The following is an 18,330-nucleotide window of genomic DNA, read 5'->3' as shown; positions in this document are numbered from 1 at the left end:
CCAATTTGTACTTTTGCCGCACAAATAATTGATATGGGGTATCCAAGTTTACAGGCATGTATAGCCGATCTGGAAAAGAACGGTCATTTAATCCGCATTAAGCAGGAGGTTGATCCGCATTTGCAAATGGCTGCCATACACATGAGGGTATTTGAGGCAAATGGCCCTGCCATATTATTTGAAAAAGTAAAGGGTAGTAAATTCCCGGCAGTGTCTAACTTGTTTGGTACACTGGAACGTTCAAAATTCATCTTCCGCGATTCGTTGGATAAGATAAAGCGATTGGTTGAGCTCAAGAATGACCCCTTGTCAGCTATAAAGAACCCGATACAAAATGCCGGTGTTGCGCTTACTGCATTTTCGGCTTTGCCAAAAAAATTAAGTAAAAGTTACCTCAAAAATTTTGAACGCTGCCAGATAAGCGATATCCCGCAAATAGTTAACTGGCCAAAAGATGGTGGTCCGTTTGTTACCATGCCTCAGGTTTATACCGAAGATACGGACAAGCCAGGCATCATGAACGCCAACCTGGGTATGTACCGCATACAACTGGCCGGTAATGACTATATATTAAATGAGGAAATAGGTTTACATTATCAACTGCATCGTGGTATTGGTGTGCATCAAACCAAAGCCAATGCAAAAGGGCAGCCGCTTAAGGTAAGCATATTTGTGGGTGGTCCGCCATCGCATCCGGTAGCTGCGGTTATGCCGCTGCCCGAGGGGCTATCAGAAATGACATTTGCAGGCGCTCTGGGTAACAGGAGGTTCAGGTATTTGTATGACGATGAAGGTTTTTGTATTTCTGCTGATGCTGATTTTGTAATAACCGGAACTGTAATGCCGCATGAAAATAAACCTGAGGGCCCTTTTGGAGATCACTTGGGTTATTACAGCTTAACGCACCCTTTTCCGTTAATGAAAGTGCACAATGTGTACCATCGTAAGGATGCGGTATGGTCGTTCACGGTAGTTGGCCGACCTCCGCAGGAAGATACCAGTTTTGGCGCTTTGATACATGAGATAGCAGGTTCGGCACTGCCAAAAGAAATTCCCGGCCTGAAAGAGGTTAATGCTGTCGACGCTGCAGGAGTTCACCCGCTTTTGTTTGCAATAGGCAGCGAGCGTTACACGCCTTATTTGAAAGAACGTCGTCCGCAGGAAATATTGACCATAGCTAATCATATTTTAGGTAAGAACCAGTTAAGCCTGGCTAAATACCTATTTATTGCTGCGCATGAGGATTATCCAACGCTCAATATTCATGATCTCAGCGGTTTTCTAACCCACATATTAAAACGTATTGATTTAACCCGTGATTTGCACTTTTATACCAAAACAACCATTGATACACTTGATTATAGTGGCAGCGGACTAAACTCTGGCAGTAAAGTGGCCATAACCGTAGCCGGCGATGTAAAACGCGAGCTTTGGCCTCAAATGCCCGGCGGATTTACCTTGCCGCGCCCATTTGTTAATTGGCAAATGGTAATACCGGGTGTGTTGGCTATTGAGGTGCCTGCCAACATCCGCACCAGCGATATGCCTTTAATGCTGGAAATATTGCAGGAGCATTTGAGCGAGATGGACCTTAGCGGATTACCGCTGATGGTATTATGTGATGATGCTGCGTTTACTGCAGCTAACATCGATAACTTTGTTTGGGTAACCTTTACCCGCAGTAATCCGTCGCATGATATTTATGGCATCAATGAATTTACCGAGCACAAGCATTGGGGTTGCCATGGCCCCTTAATGATTGATGCACGCATAAAGCCGCACCATGCGCCTGTTTTAGAGCGTGTGCGTGAAATTGAGCAACTGGTTGACCTGATGGGGCAGCCGGGAGGTGAGTTGTACGGGGTGATTTAAGAACCTCAAATTATATATCTCTGCTATTGCTTTGCGCCTTTAATATTTATGAGTGCTGATTGCCAATTCCTTTATAAACCTTATGCTGCCTATTAGCCGCTTAGTGTTTTGACTATTGTATTATTTGTTATAACCAATAGTTAAAGCAATAATAGCGTTTGTCGCCATATCTCGCTCAACACACGTTTTTTGCGACTTTAAACGCCGTTTTTCTCCCACCTGAAATTCATTTCCATAATTGCTTGTTAACTAAATAAATAAGCAATCACCATTGTGTTTTAATCACCTTAAATATACTCGAAGTGGGATAAAATGGAGGTAAATGAATGTTGAAAACTTTTTGGTGGTAAAAAGTGTTTAAAAGTGGGAAAAGTGATTTACTTTTACGTTACAATAATTGCCGAAGTGTAACTATGCCAAATTTTTTGGGTGAATTTGATTGTAAACTGGATGCCAAAGGACGCATGATGATCCCTGTTGGCCTCAAAAAACAGCTACCAGAAGCTGTTGCTGAGGGCCTTGTGATCAACCGCGGCTTTGAAAAGCATTTGGTGATCTACACCCGGAAAGAATGGGATACAACTGTGGCTGAGTTGAACGAACTTAATCAATACGAGAAAAAAACACGCGAGTTCATTAGATATTTTATGCGTGGCGCGTCTGAATTGACGTTGGATGCAGCCGGCAGGGTGCTTTTGCCAAAGTCGTTGCTTGAATACGCAGGCATTGATGTAAACGGCGATGTAGTGCTTTCCTGCCAGTTAAATAAAATAGAGGTTTGGGCTAAATCGGCATATGATGCTGAGTTGGATGATGAGCCTGAAAATTTTGCCCGTTTGGCCGAAGAGGTAAAGGGTGGTGCAAAAGTAAGGAGGATAGATGAGTAGTTATCATACCCCCGTTATGCTGCACGAGTGTATTGAGGCGCTCAATATTCGTCCTGATGGAACCTATGTTGATGTAACCTTTGGTGGTGGCGGTCATTCGCGCGAGATCATGAAGCATTTAGGAGAGAACGGTCGCTTGCTGGCCTTTGACCAGGATGCTGACGCGCAGCAAAATGCTATTGCTGACGACCGCTTTGCGCTGGTTGATCAGAATTTTCGTTTTTTGAAGAATTTTTGCCGTTTGCACGGCGCCATGCCGGTTGATGGTATTCTGGCAGATCTGGGTGTTTCATCCTATCAGTTTGACCAGGCCGAACGGGGGTTCTCCATCCGTTTTGATGCGGAACTGGATATGCGTATGAACCAGGCATCTGCATTAAGTGCTAAAGAGGTGGTTAATACTTATGCGGAGGCTGATCTGCATCGCATATTCGGTATTTACGGTGAGATCCAAAATGCCAAATCATTGGCAAAAACAATTGTTACGGCGCGTTTAAATACGCCATTGAATACAGTTGCCGATTTAAAAAATGCCATCGTGGGTTTAATTCCGCGCGGTAAAGAAAATAAATACCTGGCGCAGGTTTTTCAGGCTTTGCGTATTGAGGTTAACAAGGAACTGGAAGCGTTGAAGGATTTTTTAATGCAAAGTGCAGAAGTTTTGGCGCCCGGCGGGAGATTGGTGGTAATGTCATACCATTCGCTGGAAGACAGGTTGGTAAAGAACTTCATCGCTAAAGGAAAATTCAGCGGTGAGGTAGAGAAAGACCTTTATGGTAATGATCAAAAACCATTTGATGCTGTAAGTAGGGGGGCTATAACGGCATCAGAAGAAGAAATAAAAAATAATAACAGGGCACGGAGCGCTAAATTAAGAATAGCGGTAAAGAAATGACCAATCGTTTACGTACCGAGATCGAAGAAGAAAAAGAAGTAACTCCCGTTGCTGAGGCAACAAAAAAGGAGATACCGGATAACTTCTGGATGAAATTTTTCACTAACGGTTTTATTACTACCGAGGAGGCTACCCGTGCCTTGCCTTTTGTATTGTACGTGGCTTTTTTAGGCATGATCTACATAGGCAACAGGCACCTGGCCGAAAAGAACATTCGCAAAATTGATAAACTTAACAAAGAGGTTAAAGAACTTAATTGGGGTTACAAGGTAGCTAAAGCAGATATGGCTTTTAAAAGCACCCTCAATGAGGTTGCCCAGCGTACAGATACCCTTGGTATAAAAGAATCATTAGCGCCACCACAAAAAATTGTAATAAAGGAGGCCGTGCAATGAGTATCAGAACCAACATACTGTTTAGGGTATACATAGCTTTCGGCTTGATCTTGCTGTTGTCGTTGGCTGTAATTATGCAGCTGTACAATTTGCAACATATTCAGGGTGAGAAATGGCGCAACATGGCCAGTAAATCTTCAACCAAATATGAAACCATTGAGGCTGTAAGAGGAAACATTTATTCTGTTGATGGCAGCTTGCTGGCTACGTCAGTGCCGGAGTATGAGCTGCACATGGATATGCTGGCGGGCAAAATTGCTGATGACCAGGTTTTTTTTAGCAAAGTTGATTCATTAGCGGCCGAGCTTTCAAAATTATATCCTGATAAATCTCAGCGCGATTATTCCCGCTTATTGCGTGAAGCACGTAAAGAGAAGCTGCGTTATCAACTCATCCGCAGAAGGGTAACTTTTAACGAGCTGAAAAAGATCCGCAATTTTCCAATTTTCAACCTGGGTAAATATGGCGGTGGTTTAATAGTTGAACAAAAAAACAAACGTATACTTCCATTCAAATCATTAGCTGCACGTACCATTGGTTATAAAAACGAGAACGTTGCTAATGGAGTTGGTTTAGAGGGTGCTTACGCCAAGCATATAAGTGGTGAGGATGGCAAGCGTTTGATGCAGCGTATTGCGGGTGGCGTTTATGTACCTGTTAATGATGAAGACGACGAAGAACAGGCAAAAAATGGTGCTGACATTATATCAACTATTGATGTAAACTACCAGGACCTTGCGCAAAAGGCATTAAAAAAACAACTGGATAGCATTCAGGCTGATTTTGGTACTGTGGTTTTAATGGAGGTGGCAACCGGAGAGATCCGTGCTATTGCCAATTTTACCCGCACGCCGGAAGGTGAGTACAAAGAGCAAATGAACTATGCGATAGCTGCTTCGGCCGAGCCGGGTTCTACCTTCAAGCTGGCATCATACCTGGCTATGCTGGATGATAAAAAAATAGATACCAGTAGTACGGTTGATGCTGCACATGGCACGTTTCAGGTGATTAACCCACGTAACGGCCGCGTGGCTTTAAAGATAAGAGATACCGAAGATCATGGCGGGTTGATATCAGCTAAAAGAGCTTTGGAAGAATCATCTAACATAGCGGTAGCGCGTTTTGTAAACAGGGCATATGCCGATAATCCGCAGGCGTTTATCGACAAGCTGTATAGCTTTCATCTGCATGAACGCAATCAGTTGCAAATACCCGGCGAAGGCAAACCTCGTATAAAAAACACAAAGAGCGAAGACTGGAATAAAATTCAGTCACTTTGGCAAATAGCATACGGGTATGAATCTAAACTAACGCCTTTGCAAATGCTTACGTTTTACAATGCTGTAGCTAATAATGGTAAGATGATATCGCCAATGTTTGTGCGCGAGATACGCCGCATGGGTAACACCGTTGAGCGTTTCCAGGCCAGGGTGATCAATCCTAAAATAGCATCAGACGAAGCATTGGCTAAAGCACGCGGTATGTTAGAAGGTGTGGTGTTAGAAGGGACAGGCAAGCTGATCATCAAAAACAAGCTGTATAGTGTAGCCGGTAAAACGGGTACTGCTCAGATAGCTGATGGCGCACGTGGTTATGGTAGCAAAACCAGCCACCAGGCATCTTTCTGCGGATATTTCCCTGCTGATAAGCCAAAGTACTCTATGATAGTGGTGATCAGTAACCCGCGTGTGGGTTCACACCTGGCAGCATGGGTGGCTGGTCCGGTGTTCCGTAAAATAGCCGATAGGGTTTATGCTAACGATATGGGTATTAACCAACAGCCTGCCCCGGTTCATTTTGTAGGCAACACCACTTTGCCAAAGGTTAAGCATGGAAATGTTAAGGCCTTAAAACTGGTGCACGAAAAGTTAGGCGTTAAGCCATTGTATGCTTCGGCTAATACAGGCATTGATACCAGTGCGGGTATTGCTTTTGAAGATATCAAGTATAAGCAGGGTACTGTGCCGCCTGTTACGGGCATGAGTTTAAGCGATGCATTATTCACGTTAGGTAATGCGGGTTATAAAGCTGTAGCGCGTGGTAGCGGAGCCGTTGCCAGCCAATCGGTACCGGCGGGGAATGCATTACGTAAAGGATCAAAAATAATTATAGAGCTGCGATGAGGTACCTGAGCGACATATTAAAAGGAGTTCCGTTTACCGAACTGCAGGGCAGCGCTGATGTGGAGATCAGCGCTGTAGTGTTTGATTCGCGCAAGGTGGTGCCGGGCTGTTTATTTGTAGCGGTTCAAGGCACGGTAGTTGACGGACACGATTATATTGAACAAGCGGTTAAGCAAGGCGCCGTTGCTATAATATGTGAGGAATTGCCAGCGCATGTTACGGGAGAAATTGACTTTTTAATGGTTGCTAACTCTGCCAAAATATTGGGTAGGGTAGCAGCTAACTTTTATGATAATCCGTCGGATAAATTAAAGCTGGTTGGCGTAACCGGAACTAATGGTAAAACCACCGTTGCTACCTTGCTTTACCAGTTGTTCAGGGAGTTGGGTTATAAATGTGGTTTGCTATCAACCGTGGAAAATCAGATCAACGGAAAAATTATCCCATCAACACATACCACGCCGGATCCGGTAGCGCTAAATAGCTTGCTGAATGATATGGTGGAGCAAGGCTGCGATTACGCTTTTATGGAAGTGAGCTCGCATGCGGTTGCGCAGCACAGGATAGAGGGTTTGAATTTTGCAGGAGGGATTTTTACCAACCTTACCCACGATCACCTCGACTATCATAAAACATTTGATAATTACCGTGACGCCAAAAAGGCTTTTTTTGATGGTTTGCCAAAAAGTGCCTTCGCGTTAACCAATGTTGACGACAGGAACGGCAACGTTATGTTACAAAATACCAAGGCTCATAAAAAAAGCTATGCGTTAAAAAACATGGCCGACTACAAAGCCAAGATATTGGAAAATCAGTTTGGCGGTCTGTTACTGATGATTGATGGCGAGGAGGTATGGTTCAGGATGGTAGGTAGTTTTAACGCTTACAACCTTTTGGCGGTTTACACTGCGGGTATGCTGTTGGAGCAGGACAAGTCAAAAGTGTTAACTGCATTGAGCAAACTAAGTGGTGCCGAAGGCAGGTTTGATTATGTAGTTGGTCCTGACAGAATAATAGGCATAGTTGATTATGCCCACACGCCCGATGCTGTGCAGAATGTATTAAGTACAATTCATGACATACGTAAGGGCAATGAAAAAGTAATTACTGTGATAGGGTGCGGTGGCGATCGCGATAAAACCAAGCGCCCTATTATGGCTAAAGTGGCTTGCGAGTGGAGCGATAAGGTTATATTGACTTCAGACAACCCCCGCACCGAAGACCCAATTGCTATCATAAAAGACATGGAAGAAGGGGTTGACGCGGCGTTTAAACGCTCCACGGTAAGTATAGTTAACAGGCGCGAAGCTATAAAAACTGCCTGTATGCTGGCCCAGCCGGGAGACATTATTCTGTTAGCCGGAAAAGGCCATGAAAAATACCAGGAAATAAACGGAGTGAAAAATCACTTTGATGATAAGGAAGAACTATTAAATCAATTTAAAGTGATGTGATAACATCACAAAAAAGTTAAAAAATATCTGCAAATCTGCACATATGCAAATCTGCAAATCAATAACAGCCGATGCTATACTATTTATTTACATACCTGTATGATAATTACCGCATTCCGGGAGCAGGGGTGTTTCAGTACATCACCTTCCGTATGGCAATGGCTGTTATTACCTCGTTGCTAATCACTACGGTTTTTGGGCGCAGGTTAATTGACTATTTACGCTTTAAGCAAGTAGGTGAAACGGTAAGGAACCTGGGTTTAGAAGGCCAGATGCAAAAACAAGGCACACCTACCATGGGTGGTCTTATCATCATAGCCGGTATATTGATCCCAACGTTGTTGTTTGCCAGGCTAACCAACGTATACGTTATCCTGATGCTGGTTACAACAGTGTGGTTGGGCGCGATTGGCTTCTTGGATGATTACATTAAAGTATTTAAAAAGAACAAAGAGGGTTTAGCCGGAAGATTTAAGATAACCGGTCAGGTTGGTTTGGCGCTTATTGTGGGCTTTACCATGTATACCAACCAGCACATTGTATCAAGGCAGGAAGTTAAGTTACCTGTGAAATATGATGCGCCTGTTGCATTCCATATGAAGAACGGAAAACCGGTTTATACGCAAGACATTAAATCAGTTAAAACTACTTTGCCATTCATCAAGAACAATGAGTTTGACTACGGCAAAGTTGTGGAGTTTTTAGGCGGAGATTATGAGCGTTATACGCTGGTTATTTTCATGCTGGCGGTGATCATCATTATAACTGCCATATCCAACGGGGCTAACATAACTGATGGTATTGACGGTTTAGCGACGGGTACATCGGCTATAATGGGTTTTACATTGGCCATATTGGCCTACGTTTCAGGTAACCAGATCATATCTGATTATCTCAACATTATGTACATACCGTACACCGCCGAGATGGTAATTTTTGCGGGAGCGTTTGTTGGGGCCTGCGTAGGCTTTTTATGGTACAACGCTTACCCGGCGCAGGTATTTATGGGCGATACCGGCAGCTTAACCATTGGTGGTATTATAGCTGTTTTCGCCATACTGATACGTAAGGAATTGATGTTGCCTATCCTGGCAGGCATATTCCTGGTTGAAAATGCATCGGTAATGATACAGGTAGGCTGGTTTAAATACACCAAGAAAAAATACGGCGAAGGCAGAAGGGTTTTCCTGATGTCGCCGCTGCATCACCACTATCAAAAACGGGGGTTCCACGAATCAAAGATTGTTACCCGCTTTTGGATAGTAGGGATATTGCTGGCAATAATAACGGTAATAACATTGAAGCTTCGTTAACGCGAGTCATGGATCATAGATCATGGTTCATGGATAATAAATAGGAAAGTAAAAAGGACCATGATCTATTAACCATGATCCATGAACTAAAAAAATGAACGAGAACAAAAACATAGTCATTCTTGGTGCCGGCGAAAGCGGCGTGGGTGCTGCATACCTTGCGCAACAGCAGGGCTATGATGTTTTTGTATCAGATTTTGGCGCCATTGCCGATAAATATAAACAGCAACTAAAGGATTGGGATATCCGCTTCGAAGAAAAACAACACACCGAAGCTGAGATACTCAAAGCTGTTGAGGTGATAAAAAGCCCGGGTATACCTGAGAAAGCGCCGATAGTTAAAAAGCTTAGAGAAAAAGGCATTCCTGTAATATCAGAGATTGAATTTGCCGGTAGATATACCAATGCCAAAATAATAGGTATTACAGGTTCAAACGGTAAAACCACTACCACCAGCCTTACTTACTTCATCCTGAAAAATGCAGGGTTAAATGTGGGTTTGGCTGGTAATATAGGCAACAGCTTTGCCTACCAGGTTGCTACCGAAAAGTTTGACACCTATGTGCTGGAGCTAAGTAGCTTTATGCTGGATGATATGTACAAGTTTAAGGTTGATATAGCGGTGTTGTTGAACATTACGCCCGACCATTTAGACAGGTACGAATACAAAATGGAGAACTATGCGGCATCAAAGTTCCGCATAACGCGGAATCAAACTGCAAATGATGTTTTTATTTACTGTGCCGATGATGAGGAGTCTCTAAAAGGCATGGAAGGTAAAAGCTTCAACGCGCAACTGCTGCCTTTTTCAATACAAAAAGAAATTACGCCGGGCGCATATCTGCAAGGCGAAAAACTAATTATACAAACCAATCAACAACCTTTTGAGATGAACATCAAAGAACTGGCCCTGCAGGGTAAGCACAACATTTATAACTCAATGGCCTCAGGTATTGTGGCCCGCGTGCTTGATCTGCGCAACGAGACTATACGCGAGAGTATGGCTCAGTTTAAAAACATTGAGCATAGGTTGGAGTTTGTTGCCAAAATATCGGGCATCAGTTTTATAAACGACTCAAAAGCTACTAACGTTAACTCAACCTGGTATGCTCTGGAAAGCATGACATCAGAAGTGGTGTTGATTTTAGGTGGTGTTGATAAAGGGAATGATTACAATATGCTACGCGATCTGGTGAAGCGAAAAGTAAAAGCCATTGTTTGTCTCGGAAAAGACAACAAGCGCATTCATGAAGCATTTGAGGATGATGTGGAAGTTATTGTGAATACTGCATCGGCTCAGGAAGCCGCTACTGTGGCATATCATCTGGCAGCGAAAGGGGATACCGTATTGCTATCACCCGCTTGCGCCAGTTTCGATCTGTTTAAAAATTACGAAGACAGAGGCCGGCAGTTTAAAGACGCGGTGAAGGAATTGTAAGCCCCCTAACCCCCTGAAGGGGGAACATTAGCGGGCAAATAAAATAAAGATTAACAATTAACTCCCCCTTTAGGGGGTTGGGGGGCAAATGAACCAAATAATAAATAACTTAAAAGGAGACCGTTGGATATGGCTGGTAGTCATACTCCTGTCGCTTGTTTCATTGTTATCGGTGTATAGCGCCATTGGTTCATTGGCGTATAAACGCGGTGTTGGCGCCGAGTCAATATTGATGAAGCACCTGGCAATCATTATTGGTGGTTTGCTGTTGATGTACATCTCGCATAAGCTGGATTACCGGTACTATGCAGGCATCAGCAAGCTGTTAATGATCATTACCATACCGTTGCTGTTATATACGTTGGTATTTGGTGCAAGGTTAAATGAGGCCAGCCGTTGGATAGCGATACCGGGAACCGGTTTAAGCTTTCAAACGTCAGATATGGCAAAGCTGGCGTTGATAACCTATCTGGCGCGTATGTTGTCACGCAAGCAGGAAAACATTAAAGATGTAAAAAACTCCTTCATTCCAATAATGGGTTCGGTTTGCCTTGTGTTCATTTTAATTGCGCTGGCTAACCTTTCAACAGCTTTGATGCTGTTTGGGGTAAGTATTCTATTGTTGATCATTGGTCGTATCAGTATAAAGCAGATCGCCATAGTATGTATGGGCGGTGCAGTTTTACTGGCTGGTGTGGTGTTGTTAGGTCCGCGCAGGCATACTTACATGTCGCGTATAAAAACATACATGCATCCTGAACTGGCAGATCCTGACAAATCATTTCAGGCAGATCACGCCAAAATAGCTATCGCCAGCGGCGGATTCTTTGGTAAAGGGCCGGGAAAAAGTACCGAAGTAAACTATCTGCCGGAAGCTTATTCGGATGAGATATACGCCATAATAGTTGAAGAGTATGGCATGTTTGGCGGTATAGTATTGGTGGGTATTTACCTGTTTTTATTATACCGATGTATTAAAATAGTAAACCGGGCGCCCAAGGCCTTTGGGGCTTTGCTGGCAGCCGGCTTAAGCTTTAGCTTAACCATACAGGCCTTTGCCAACATGGCAGTAGCAGTAGGGTTAGGGCCGGTAACAGGTGTGCCATTGCCATTTGTAAGCATGGGCGGTACATCCATGTTGTTTACCAGTATCGCGTTTGGTATCATCCTGTCGGTAAGCAGGGACATTGATGAGCCAAAAGGTGCAGAACAAAAAGAAGTAAGTTCTGGAAATAAGGTAATAGTAGGGGAAATAGCTTAAGCCCCCTAACCCCCCTAAAGGGGGAATAAATATTTAAGTTAATAAAAGATGAACGAGCAAAGCACCATACCCAATCAAAAGTTCCCCCTTCAGGGGGCTGGGGGGCTACGTGTCATCATTAGCGGTGGCGGTACAGGGGGACACATTTTCCCGGCTGTGGCTATTGCCAACGCTTTGAAAAAGCTCGATCCTAAAACCGAAATATTGTTTGTTGGTGCCAGTGGCCGCATGGAAATGGAAAAGGTGCCGGCGGCGGGTTATAAAATTATCGGACTGGAAATACAGGGTATACAGCGAGGTTCAATTATCAAGAACCTGATGTTCCCGGTAAAGCTGATAGGCAGTGTGCGCAAGGCCCTGCAAATTATTAAAGATTTTAAGCCTAATGCCTGCGTTGGTGTAGGTGGTTACGCTTCCGGTCCGTTGCTGTATGCTGCCGGATTGAAAGGCGTGCCGTACCTCATTCAGGAGCAAAACTCTTATGCAGGTATCACCAATAAATGGTTAGGTAAAAAAGCTAAGAAAATATGTGTGGCTTTTGATGGCATGGACAGGTTCTTCCCGGGAGCGGATATTATTAAAACAGGTAACCCCATTAGACGGGAGTCGGTTGATATAGCAGGGAAACAACGGGAGGCTTTGGAGAACTATAGTCTGTCGGCTTCAAAAAAAACCATATTGGTTACAGGTGGCAGCTTAGGCGCGCGTACTTTGAATAACAGTATTAAAACAAGCTTAGCTAAGCTGATTGCTGCCGATGTGCAGGTGATATGGCAAACCGGCAAATTTTATTACAAAGACATTATTGCCGAGTTAGGCGAAAACTATCATCCTAACATCCGCATAATGGAGTTTGTAAACCGGATGGACCTGGCGTATGCCGCGGCAGATATCATCATCTCGCGCGCTGGTGCAGGCACTATTGCCGAATTATGCGTAATTAAAAAGCCGGTTATACTTGTGCCTTCGCCAAACGTGGCCGAAGACCATCAAACCAAGAACGCGCTGGCATTGGTGCAGGAGCGGGCAGCAATTTTTGTAGCCGACAGGGATGCAGAAGCCGGCTTGGTAGATAGAGCAATTGAACTTTTAAATAATAAAAACGAACAGAAAATATTAAGCGATAACATTGGCAAACTGGCTATGCCCAACGCTGATGAAGTTATTGCGAAAGAGGTTATCCAAATAACAAATAACAATTAAATCTAAGCGCTCCTCTGTAACAGGAGGAGTGCTTTTTAAAACTATGGAATTACAAAACATACAAAGGGTGTATCTGGTAGGCATAGGCGGCATCGGCATGAGCGGTCTGGCGCGCTACTTCCATAAGTTAGGTTGTGTTGTTTGCGGATACGATAAAACAGCAACTGATCTTACAGATCAGTTACACAACGAAGGCATACAGGCCACTTTTGATGACAACAGCGAGTGTATCCCAAAAAGCTTTAGAGATTTTGATGAGGGTACGCTAATTATTTATACGCCTGCTATACCAAAGGACTCAGAGATACTTAACTTTTTTAAAGAAAAAGGTTTCGAACTGTATAAACGGTCGCAGGTATTAGGGCTCATCAGCAAAGGTAAATACACCATTGCAGTAGCGGGTACGCATGGCAAAACCACTACGTCAAGCATGGTAGCGCATATCCTGAAAGATTCGGGTACAGATTGCTCTGCGTTTTTGGGTGGCATATCATCCAACTACCAAAGCAATGTGCTGTTTGGCAATAACGATATTGTTGTAGTAGAGGCCGACGAGTACGACAGATCGTTTTTGACCCTGTACCCTGATATAGCTATTGTTACGTCTATGGACGCCGATCATCTGGATATCTATGGTGATCATAGTCAACTTACCCAATCGTTCCAATTATTTGCTTCGCAGATAAAACAAGGTGGTACGCTTATACATTATAAGGGTTTACCATTAAACGGTGGTATAACTTATAGCATAGACGGCGCTGCCGATGCTTTTGCTGAAAACATACGTGTTGAAGGCGGCAACTTTTATTTTGATTTTAACAACAATAACATCAGCATAAAAAATATACAATTAGGTATAGCCGGCTTGCATAACATAGCTAATGCAACTGCTGCAATACAGGCTGCATTGCTGGTTGGTGTGGCTGCTGACGATATTAAAAAAGCGCTTGAAAGTTTCCGCGGTGTTAAACGCAGGTTTGAATACATTTTGAAAGATACTGAACACATTTTTATTGATGATTATGCGCACCATCCCGAAGAGCTGCGGGCGGCCATTTCATCAGTGAAACGTTTGTATCCGGACAAAAAACTCACAACAATTTTTCAACCTCATTTATACACCCGTACGCGTGATTTTGCCGACGGCTTTGCCGAAGCTTTAGACCTGAGCGATGAGTTGCTGATGTTGGATATATATCCTGCGCGTGAGCTACCTATTGAAGGCGTAAACGCCGACATGATTTTACAGCGCATGCAAAGTGCTAACAAGCAAAAATACAGCATGCAGGATGCTATTGAAAAGGTAAGAATGGAACAACCGGGTTTATTGTTGACAGTAGGTGCCGGTGATATTGACACCATAGTACACCCATTAAAACTGGCTTTGCAAAATGGCTGATAAAAAACGCATATGGCGCAATGTATTTATAGGTTTTTCCTGGCTTTTAAGCCTGGGCGGCCTTATTGTGCTGATGAGTTTTATTGGGGTTAAAAGATCGGCCGTGGTTTGTAAGGCTGTAAAAGTGTATATACCGGGTAGCCAGTTTTTTATTGACAAACAAGAGGTTGATCATATTTTACAATTGGGTAATTACTCGCTGGTGGGCCGGCGCATGGATAAAATTAACATGCATGGCTTAGAGAATACATTAAAGGCTAACCCATTTATTGAGTACGCCAAAGTGTATGCAGATATGGACGGCACGTTGATGATAGAGATAAGCCAGCGCACACCTATTTTACGCATGTTGAACCGTTTTGACCAGGATTTTTATATAGATAGGCACGGTTTAAAATTGCCTTTATCGCCCAACTTTACAGCACGTGTTTTGGCTGTGAGCGGTTTTATTGATGAGCCTTTTAGCGGCAGGGTTGATACGTTAAGAACGCAACTGGCCAAAGATGTATTTAAAACAGCTGACTATATACAAAAAGACGAACTGTGGAACGCGCAGATAGCGCAGGTGTATGTTAACGCCGATAGAGAAATTGAATTGGTGCCAAGGGTTGGCAATCAGAAGATACTAATAGGTAACGCCGACTCTTTGGATGTGAAGTTTAATAACCTGCTGGGTTTTTACAAACAAGCCTTGCCTAAAGTTGGATGGGGCGCTTACAAAACAATCAATATTAAATACACTAATCAGGTAATTGGAATAAAAAACACAAAGGCCGATTCGCTCAAAGCGGTTGCACCGCAAAAAACGGATTCGACTACATTAAAGAAAGATACATCTCAAATAATGCATTAATATGGATAAAAGTTCAACTCAGGAAAAAAGTTCGCCCATTGTAGTGGGGTTAGACATCGGGACTACCAAAATATGCGCAATTGTTGGTCGCCGAAGCAAGAACGGGAAAATAGAAGTGTTGGGAGTGGGCAAAGCCGAGTCTGCGGGTGTAACCCGTGGTGTGGTCTCCAACATTGATAAAACAGTTCAGGGCATTGGGCAGGCAGTTGACGTAGCCGGCACCCAATCAAACGTTGAGATACGTGTGGTGAATGTGGGTATAGCCGGGCAGCACATAAAAAGCTTACAACACAGGGGATTGATAACCCGTCGTGATCTGCAATCAGAGATCGGCAGAAAGGATATTGATAAACTAATAGAAGATATGTACAACCTGGTAATGCCGCCGGGAGAAGAGATAATCCATGTATTGCCGCAGGAGTTTACTGTTGACGGGGAAAATGGTATCAAAGATCCTATTGGTATGGCAGGGGTGCGTTTGGAGGCCAACTTCCATATCATTTCGGGCCAGGTCACAGCAATAAAAAACATAGTTAAATGCGTTAACAAAGCACATCTGGAAAGCCAGGAGCTTATTTTGGAGCCTTTAGCTTCATCAGAAGCTGTATTAAGCGATGAAGAAAAAGAAGCTGGTGTGGTATTGGTAGATATTGGTGGTGGTACTACCGATGTGGCTATCTTCCACGAAGGTATTATCCGCCACACTGCTGTTATACCTTTTGGTGGTAACAGTATTACTGAAGATATACGTGAGGGTTGTTCGGTTATGCGCAATATAGCTGAGCAGTTAAAGGTTCGTTTCGGTTCTGCATTAGCCGAAGAGAACCGGGAAAATGAGATCGTATGTGTTCCGGGTTTGCGTGGTCGTGAACCCAAAGAGATCTCAGTAAAAAATTTGGCCTTTGTTATCCAAGCCCGCATGGAAGAGATCATTGAGCATGTATACTATGAGATAAAATCATCAGGTTACGAAAAGAAACTTATAGCGGGTATTGTAATAACTGGTGGTGGCGCGCAATTAAAACATTTGTCGCAATTGGTTGAATTTGTAACCGGTTTAGATTGCCGTGTAGGTTATCCAAATGAGCATCTGGCAAAAAATGAGATGTTGCCTAAAAATGTATACGAGGAAATGCAGAGCCCAACCTTTGCAACAGGTATTGGCTTACTGATAAAAGGTATACAAAAAATGGAGTACGACGGGCTAACGCTGCCACAGGTAGAAACCCGTACCGAAAAGCAAAAATTTGCCGACGATAAGAAATTTGGCCTTTTAGGTAAAATATTTGAGAGCGGAAAGAAGTTTATTAAAGACGATATTAAAGACGAAGACTTTTTGAAATAAAACGATTTTTCAACAGCGATTAAACTTTTCCACATTATATACAATTGTGGAAAACTGTTGTTGAAAAAGTTATAATATTACAATGGTTTAATCTACTTATAGGTCATATATCCATATAGCTGAAAAACAAGGACTATGCAATTTGAGATGTTAAAAGAAAAGTCGTCAATCATCAAAGTAATTGGTGTTGGCGGTGGTGGTGGTAATGCGGTAAACCACATGTACAAGCAAGGAATTACAGGTGTTGACTTCATAATCTGTAATACCGATGCACAGGCGCTTGAATTAAGCCCTATCCCCAACAAGGTACAACTGGGCGCCAGCCTTACCGAAGGAATGGGCGCAGGTTCTATACCCGAAGTTGGAAAGAATTCGGCTATTGAAAATATTGAAGACATTAAACAGATGCTGGGCACCAATACCCGCATGTTGTTTATTACCGCAGGTATGGGCGGTGGTACCGGTACAGGTGCCAGTCCGATAATTGCTAAAGCTGCCCGCGAACTGGATATTTTAACCGTAGGAATTATAACTACACCATTCTCTTTTGAAGGTAAACGCCGCCGCATGCAGGCCGAAGAAGGGATGGAAGAGTTTAAAAAATATGTTGACTCTTACCTGGTGATCTCAAACGATAGGCTTCGCCAGATATTTGGTAATCTTACATTAGGTTCAGCCTTTGCACAGGCCGATAACATTTTGACCACAGCTGCCAAAGGCATTGCAGAGATCATTACCTTACCCGGCTATATAAACGTTGACTTTAAAGACGTACGCACTGTAATGAAAGACAGTGGCGTATCAATAATGGGTAGCTGCTCGGCAGAAGGTGAAAACCGCGCGCTTAAAGCAGTTGAAGGTGCATTAGCATCACCATTATTGAAAGATAACGAAATTGAAGGTGCACGTTACATCTTGTTAAACATCAGCTCAGGCGAGAAAGAGGTGACCATGGATGAGGTGAGCATCATCACTGATTACATTCAGGAAGAAGCAGGCTTATCTGCCGACCTGATATGGGGTAACTGCCGTGATGAGAATTTAGGAGATAAATTATCGGTAACCATTATAGCTACAGGTTTCCAAACTAAAGATGAACGCGAGAAAGAGCATAACAGCAAGAAAATTGTGTCAATGCTTGTACCTGATGCGCCTTTGGTACGCCCTGTTAACGAGTTTATCACTCCGGTGAATGAAGCACCTGCTACAGCAAGCACGCCTTACTTAAAACATCAAAAAGAGGAGCAACAGGCCCAAGCCGGTTTGTTTGACCTTTTTGCTAAGCCGGAAGTTAACCAGAGAGAAGAACCTGTTGTAAGGTACAACTTGCAGGAAGAGGAGCCGGTAGCGCCAGCTTCTGAGCCGGATATGCCTGAGTTTACTTTTAAATTGGCAGAGCCATCTGTGATTACTGATAACACGCCAATTGATGAGTTAGAGGAGATTGAAGAAGAACCGATAAAAGCGGCTGCCCCTGTTGAGGTTAAAGGCGCCGATGATCATAAAACTGACGAGTCAATTGAGGAGCAACTGCGTAAATCTCGTGAGCGTATTATGCGCCTTAAAGATCTGAGTATGAAGCTGCGCAGTGGCAACATTCAGGAGATGGAAAATGTGCCTGCTTACAAGCGTAAAGAAATTGCTTTACAGGAGCCGCCAGCATCAAATGAATCTCAGGTATCAAGGTTTTCATTATTACCTGATGAAGAAGGCAGAACCGGCATCCGCAACAATAACTCGTTTCTGCATGATAATGTAGATTAGGTAATGGTTAATAAATCATAGTTCATAGTATTTTAAGGGAGAGGCTGAAAAGCGTCTCCTTTTTTCTTGGCGCTAAAAGTGCTATGAACCATGAACTATCATCTATGAACAAAAACGTATATTTGCAA

14 protein-coding genes are annotated in these 18,330 nt (G+C 43.4%); all 14 read left to right on the top strand.

The annotated features are described in order from the left end of the window. The first annotated feature begins 33 nt into the window (after positions 1-33). The 14 genes from CLV57_RS17300 to ftsZ all read left to right on the top strand — a co-directional run bounded on the left by CLV57_RS17300 (position 34) and on the right by ftsZ (position 18,202). A complete protein-coding gene (locus CLV57_RS17300) occupies positions 34-1,872 on the top strand; it encodes a UbiD family decarboxylase (protein ID WP_100342632.1) in 1,839 nt (612 codons plus the stop codon). Between the two features lie 413 nt (positions 1,873-2,285). Beyond that, complete coding sequence (mraZ, locus tag CLV57_RS17295) at positions 2,286-2,759, top strand: division/cell wall cluster transcriptional repressor MraZ (RefSeq protein ID WP_100342631.1); 474 nt, start codon at positions 2,286-2,288, stop codon at positions 2,757-2,759. Then, complete coding sequence (rsmH, locus tag CLV57_RS17290) at positions 2,752-3,654, top strand: 16S rRNA (cytosine(1402)-N(4))-methyltransferase RsmH (protein ID WP_100342630.1); 903 nt, start codon at positions 2,752-2,754, stop codon at positions 3,652-3,654. Before mraZ ends, rsmH begins: the two co-directional genes overlap by 8 nt. Then, entirely contained in the window at positions 3,651-4,049 is a 399-nt protein-coding gene (locus CLV57_RS17285) for an FtsL-like putative cell division protein (protein ID WP_100342629.1), read from the top strand. The genes rsmH and CLV57_RS17285 overlap by 4 nt, the downstream gene beginning before the upstream one ends. Continuing rightward, entirely contained in the window at positions 4,046-6,172 is a 2,127-nt protein-coding gene (locus CLV57_RS17280) for a penicillin-binding protein (RefSeq protein WP_100342628.1), read from the top strand. Before CLV57_RS17285 ends, CLV57_RS17280 begins: the two co-directional genes overlap by 4 nt. Beyond that, on the top strand, positions 6,169-7,626 hold the full coding sequence (locus tag CLV57_RS17275) for a UDP-N-acetylmuramoyl-L-alanyl-D-glutamate--2,6-diaminopimelate ligase (RefSeq protein ID WP_100342627.1): 1,458 nt from the start codon (positions 6,169-6,171) through the stop codon (positions 7,624-7,626). The genes CLV57_RS17280 and CLV57_RS17275 overlap by 4 nt, the downstream gene beginning before the upstream one ends. Before the next feature lie 71 nt (positions 7,627-7,697). Further along, the gene (gene mraY / locus CLV57_RS17270) at positions 7,698-8,939 is read left to right on the top strand and encodes a phospho-N-acetylmuramoyl-pentapeptide-transferase (protein ID WP_100342626.1); all 1,242 of its coding nucleotides are present in this window, start codon (positions 7,698-7,700) and stop codon (positions 8,937-8,939) included. A 94-nt stretch (positions 8,940-9,033) separates the two neighbouring features. Continuing rightward, on the top strand, positions 9,034-10,377 hold the full coding sequence (gene murD / locus CLV57_RS17265) for a UDP-N-acetylmuramoyl-L-alanine--D-glutamate ligase (protein ID WP_100342625.1): 1,344 nt from the start codon (positions 9,034-9,036) through the stop codon (positions 10,375-10,377). An 88-nt stretch (positions 10,378-10,465) separates the two neighbouring features. After that, positions 10,466-11,638, top strand: coding sequence for an FtsW/RodA/SpoVE family cell cycle protein (locus tag CLV57_RS17260; protein ID WP_100342624.1), 1,173 nt, complete (start codon positions 10,466-10,468; stop codon positions 11,636-11,638). 48 nt (positions 11,639-11,686) lie between these two features. Next, complete coding sequence (gene murG, locus CLV57_RS17255) at positions 11,687-12,841, top strand: undecaprenyldiphospho-muramoylpentapeptide beta-N-acetylglucosaminyltransferase (RefSeq protein ID WP_100342623.1); 1,155 nt, start codon at positions 11,687-11,689, stop codon at positions 12,839-12,841. 43 nt (positions 12,842-12,884) lie between these two features. Continuing rightward, positions 12,885-14,240: a UDP-N-acetylmuramate--L-alanine ligase gene (gene murC, locus CLV57_RS17250; protein WP_100342622.1), complete on the top strand. Its 1,356-nt coding sequence runs from the start codon at positions 12,885-12,887 to the stop codon at positions 14,238-14,240. After that, the gene (locus tag CLV57_RS17245) at positions 14,233-15,093 is read left to right on the top strand and encodes a cell division protein FtsQ/DivIB (protein ID WP_100342621.1); all 861 of its coding nucleotides are present in this window, start codon (positions 14,233-14,235) and stop codon (positions 15,091-15,093) included. Before murC ends, CLV57_RS17245 begins: the two co-directional genes overlap by 8 nt. A gap of 1 nt (position 15,094) precedes the next feature. Next, positions 15,095-16,438: a cell division protein FtsA gene (gene ftsA / locus CLV57_RS17240; RefSeq protein ID WP_211290088.1), complete on the top strand. Its 1,344-nt coding sequence runs from the start codon at positions 15,095-15,097 to the stop codon at positions 16,436-16,438. A 135-nt stretch (positions 16,439-16,573) separates the two neighbouring features. Then, a complete protein-coding gene (ftsZ, locus tag CLV57_RS17235; protein ID WP_100342619.1) occupies positions 16,574-18,202 on the top strand; it encodes a cell division protein FtsZ in 1,629 nt (542 codons plus the stop codon). Positions 18,203-18,330 lie beyond the last annotated feature (128 nt).

The organism is Mucilaginibacter auburnensis (assembly GCF_002797815.1).
In the GTDB taxonomy this organism is placed as follows: Bacteria; Bacteroidota; Bacteroidia; order Sphingobacteriales; family Sphingobacteriaceae; genus Mucilaginibacter; species Mucilaginibacter auburnensis.
The sequence above is the reverse complement of the archived record's forward strand: the minus strand, read 5'-3'. Positions and strand labels throughout refer to the sequence as shown.

Bases quoted from the DNA above. Each gene is read 5' to 3' on its own strand.
- CLV57_RS17300 (WP_100342632.1), top strand. From the start codon at position 34: ATGGGGTATCCAAGTTTACAGGCATGTATAGCCGATCTGGAAAAGAAC.
- mraZ (WP_100342631.1), top strand. From the start codon at position 2,286: ATGCCAAATTTTTTGGGTGAATTTGATTGTAAACTGGATGCCAAAGGA.
- rsmH (WP_100342630.1), top strand. From the start codon at position 2,752: ATGAGTAGTTATCATACCCCCGTTATGCTGCACGAGTGTATTGAGGCG.
- CLV57_RS17285 (WP_100342629.1), top strand. From the start codon at position 3,651: ATGACCAATCGTTTACGTACCGAGATCGAAGAAGAAAAAGAAGTAACT.
- CLV57_RS17280 (WP_100342628.1), top strand. From the start codon at position 4,046: ATGAGTATCAGAACCAACATACTGTTTAGGGTATACATAGCTTTCGGC.
- CLV57_RS17275 (WP_100342627.1), top strand. From the start codon at position 6,169: ATGAGGTACCTGAGCGACATATTAAAAGGAGTTCCGTTTACCGAACTG.
- mraY (WP_100342626.1), top strand. From the start codon at position 7,698: ATGCTATACTATTTATTTACATACCTGTATGATAATTACCGCATTCCG.
- murD (WP_100342625.1), top strand. From the start codon at position 9,034: ATGAACGAGAACAAAAACATAGTCATTCTTGGTGCCGGCGAAAGCGGC.
- CLV57_RS17260 (WP_100342624.1), top strand. From the start codon at position 10,466: ATGAACCAAATAATAAATAACTTAAAAGGAGACCGTTGGATATGGCTG.
- murG (WP_100342623.1), top strand. From the start codon at position 11,687: ATGAACGAGCAAAGCACCATACCCAATCAAAAGTTCCCCCTTCAGGGG.
- murC (WP_100342622.1), top strand. From the start codon at position 12,885: ATGGAATTACAAAACATACAAAGGGTGTATCTGGTAGGCATAGGCGGC.
- CLV57_RS17245 (WP_100342621.1), top strand. From the start codon at position 14,233: ATGGCTGATAAAAAACGCATATGGCGCAATGTATTTATAGGTTTTTCC.
- ftsA (WP_211290088.1), top strand. From the start codon at position 15,095: ATGGATAAAAGTTCAACTCAGGAAAAAAGTTCGCCCATTGTAGTGGGG.
- ftsZ (WP_100342619.1), top strand. From the start codon at position 16,574: ATGCAATTTGAGATGTTAAAAGAAAAGTCGTCAATCATCAAAGTAATT.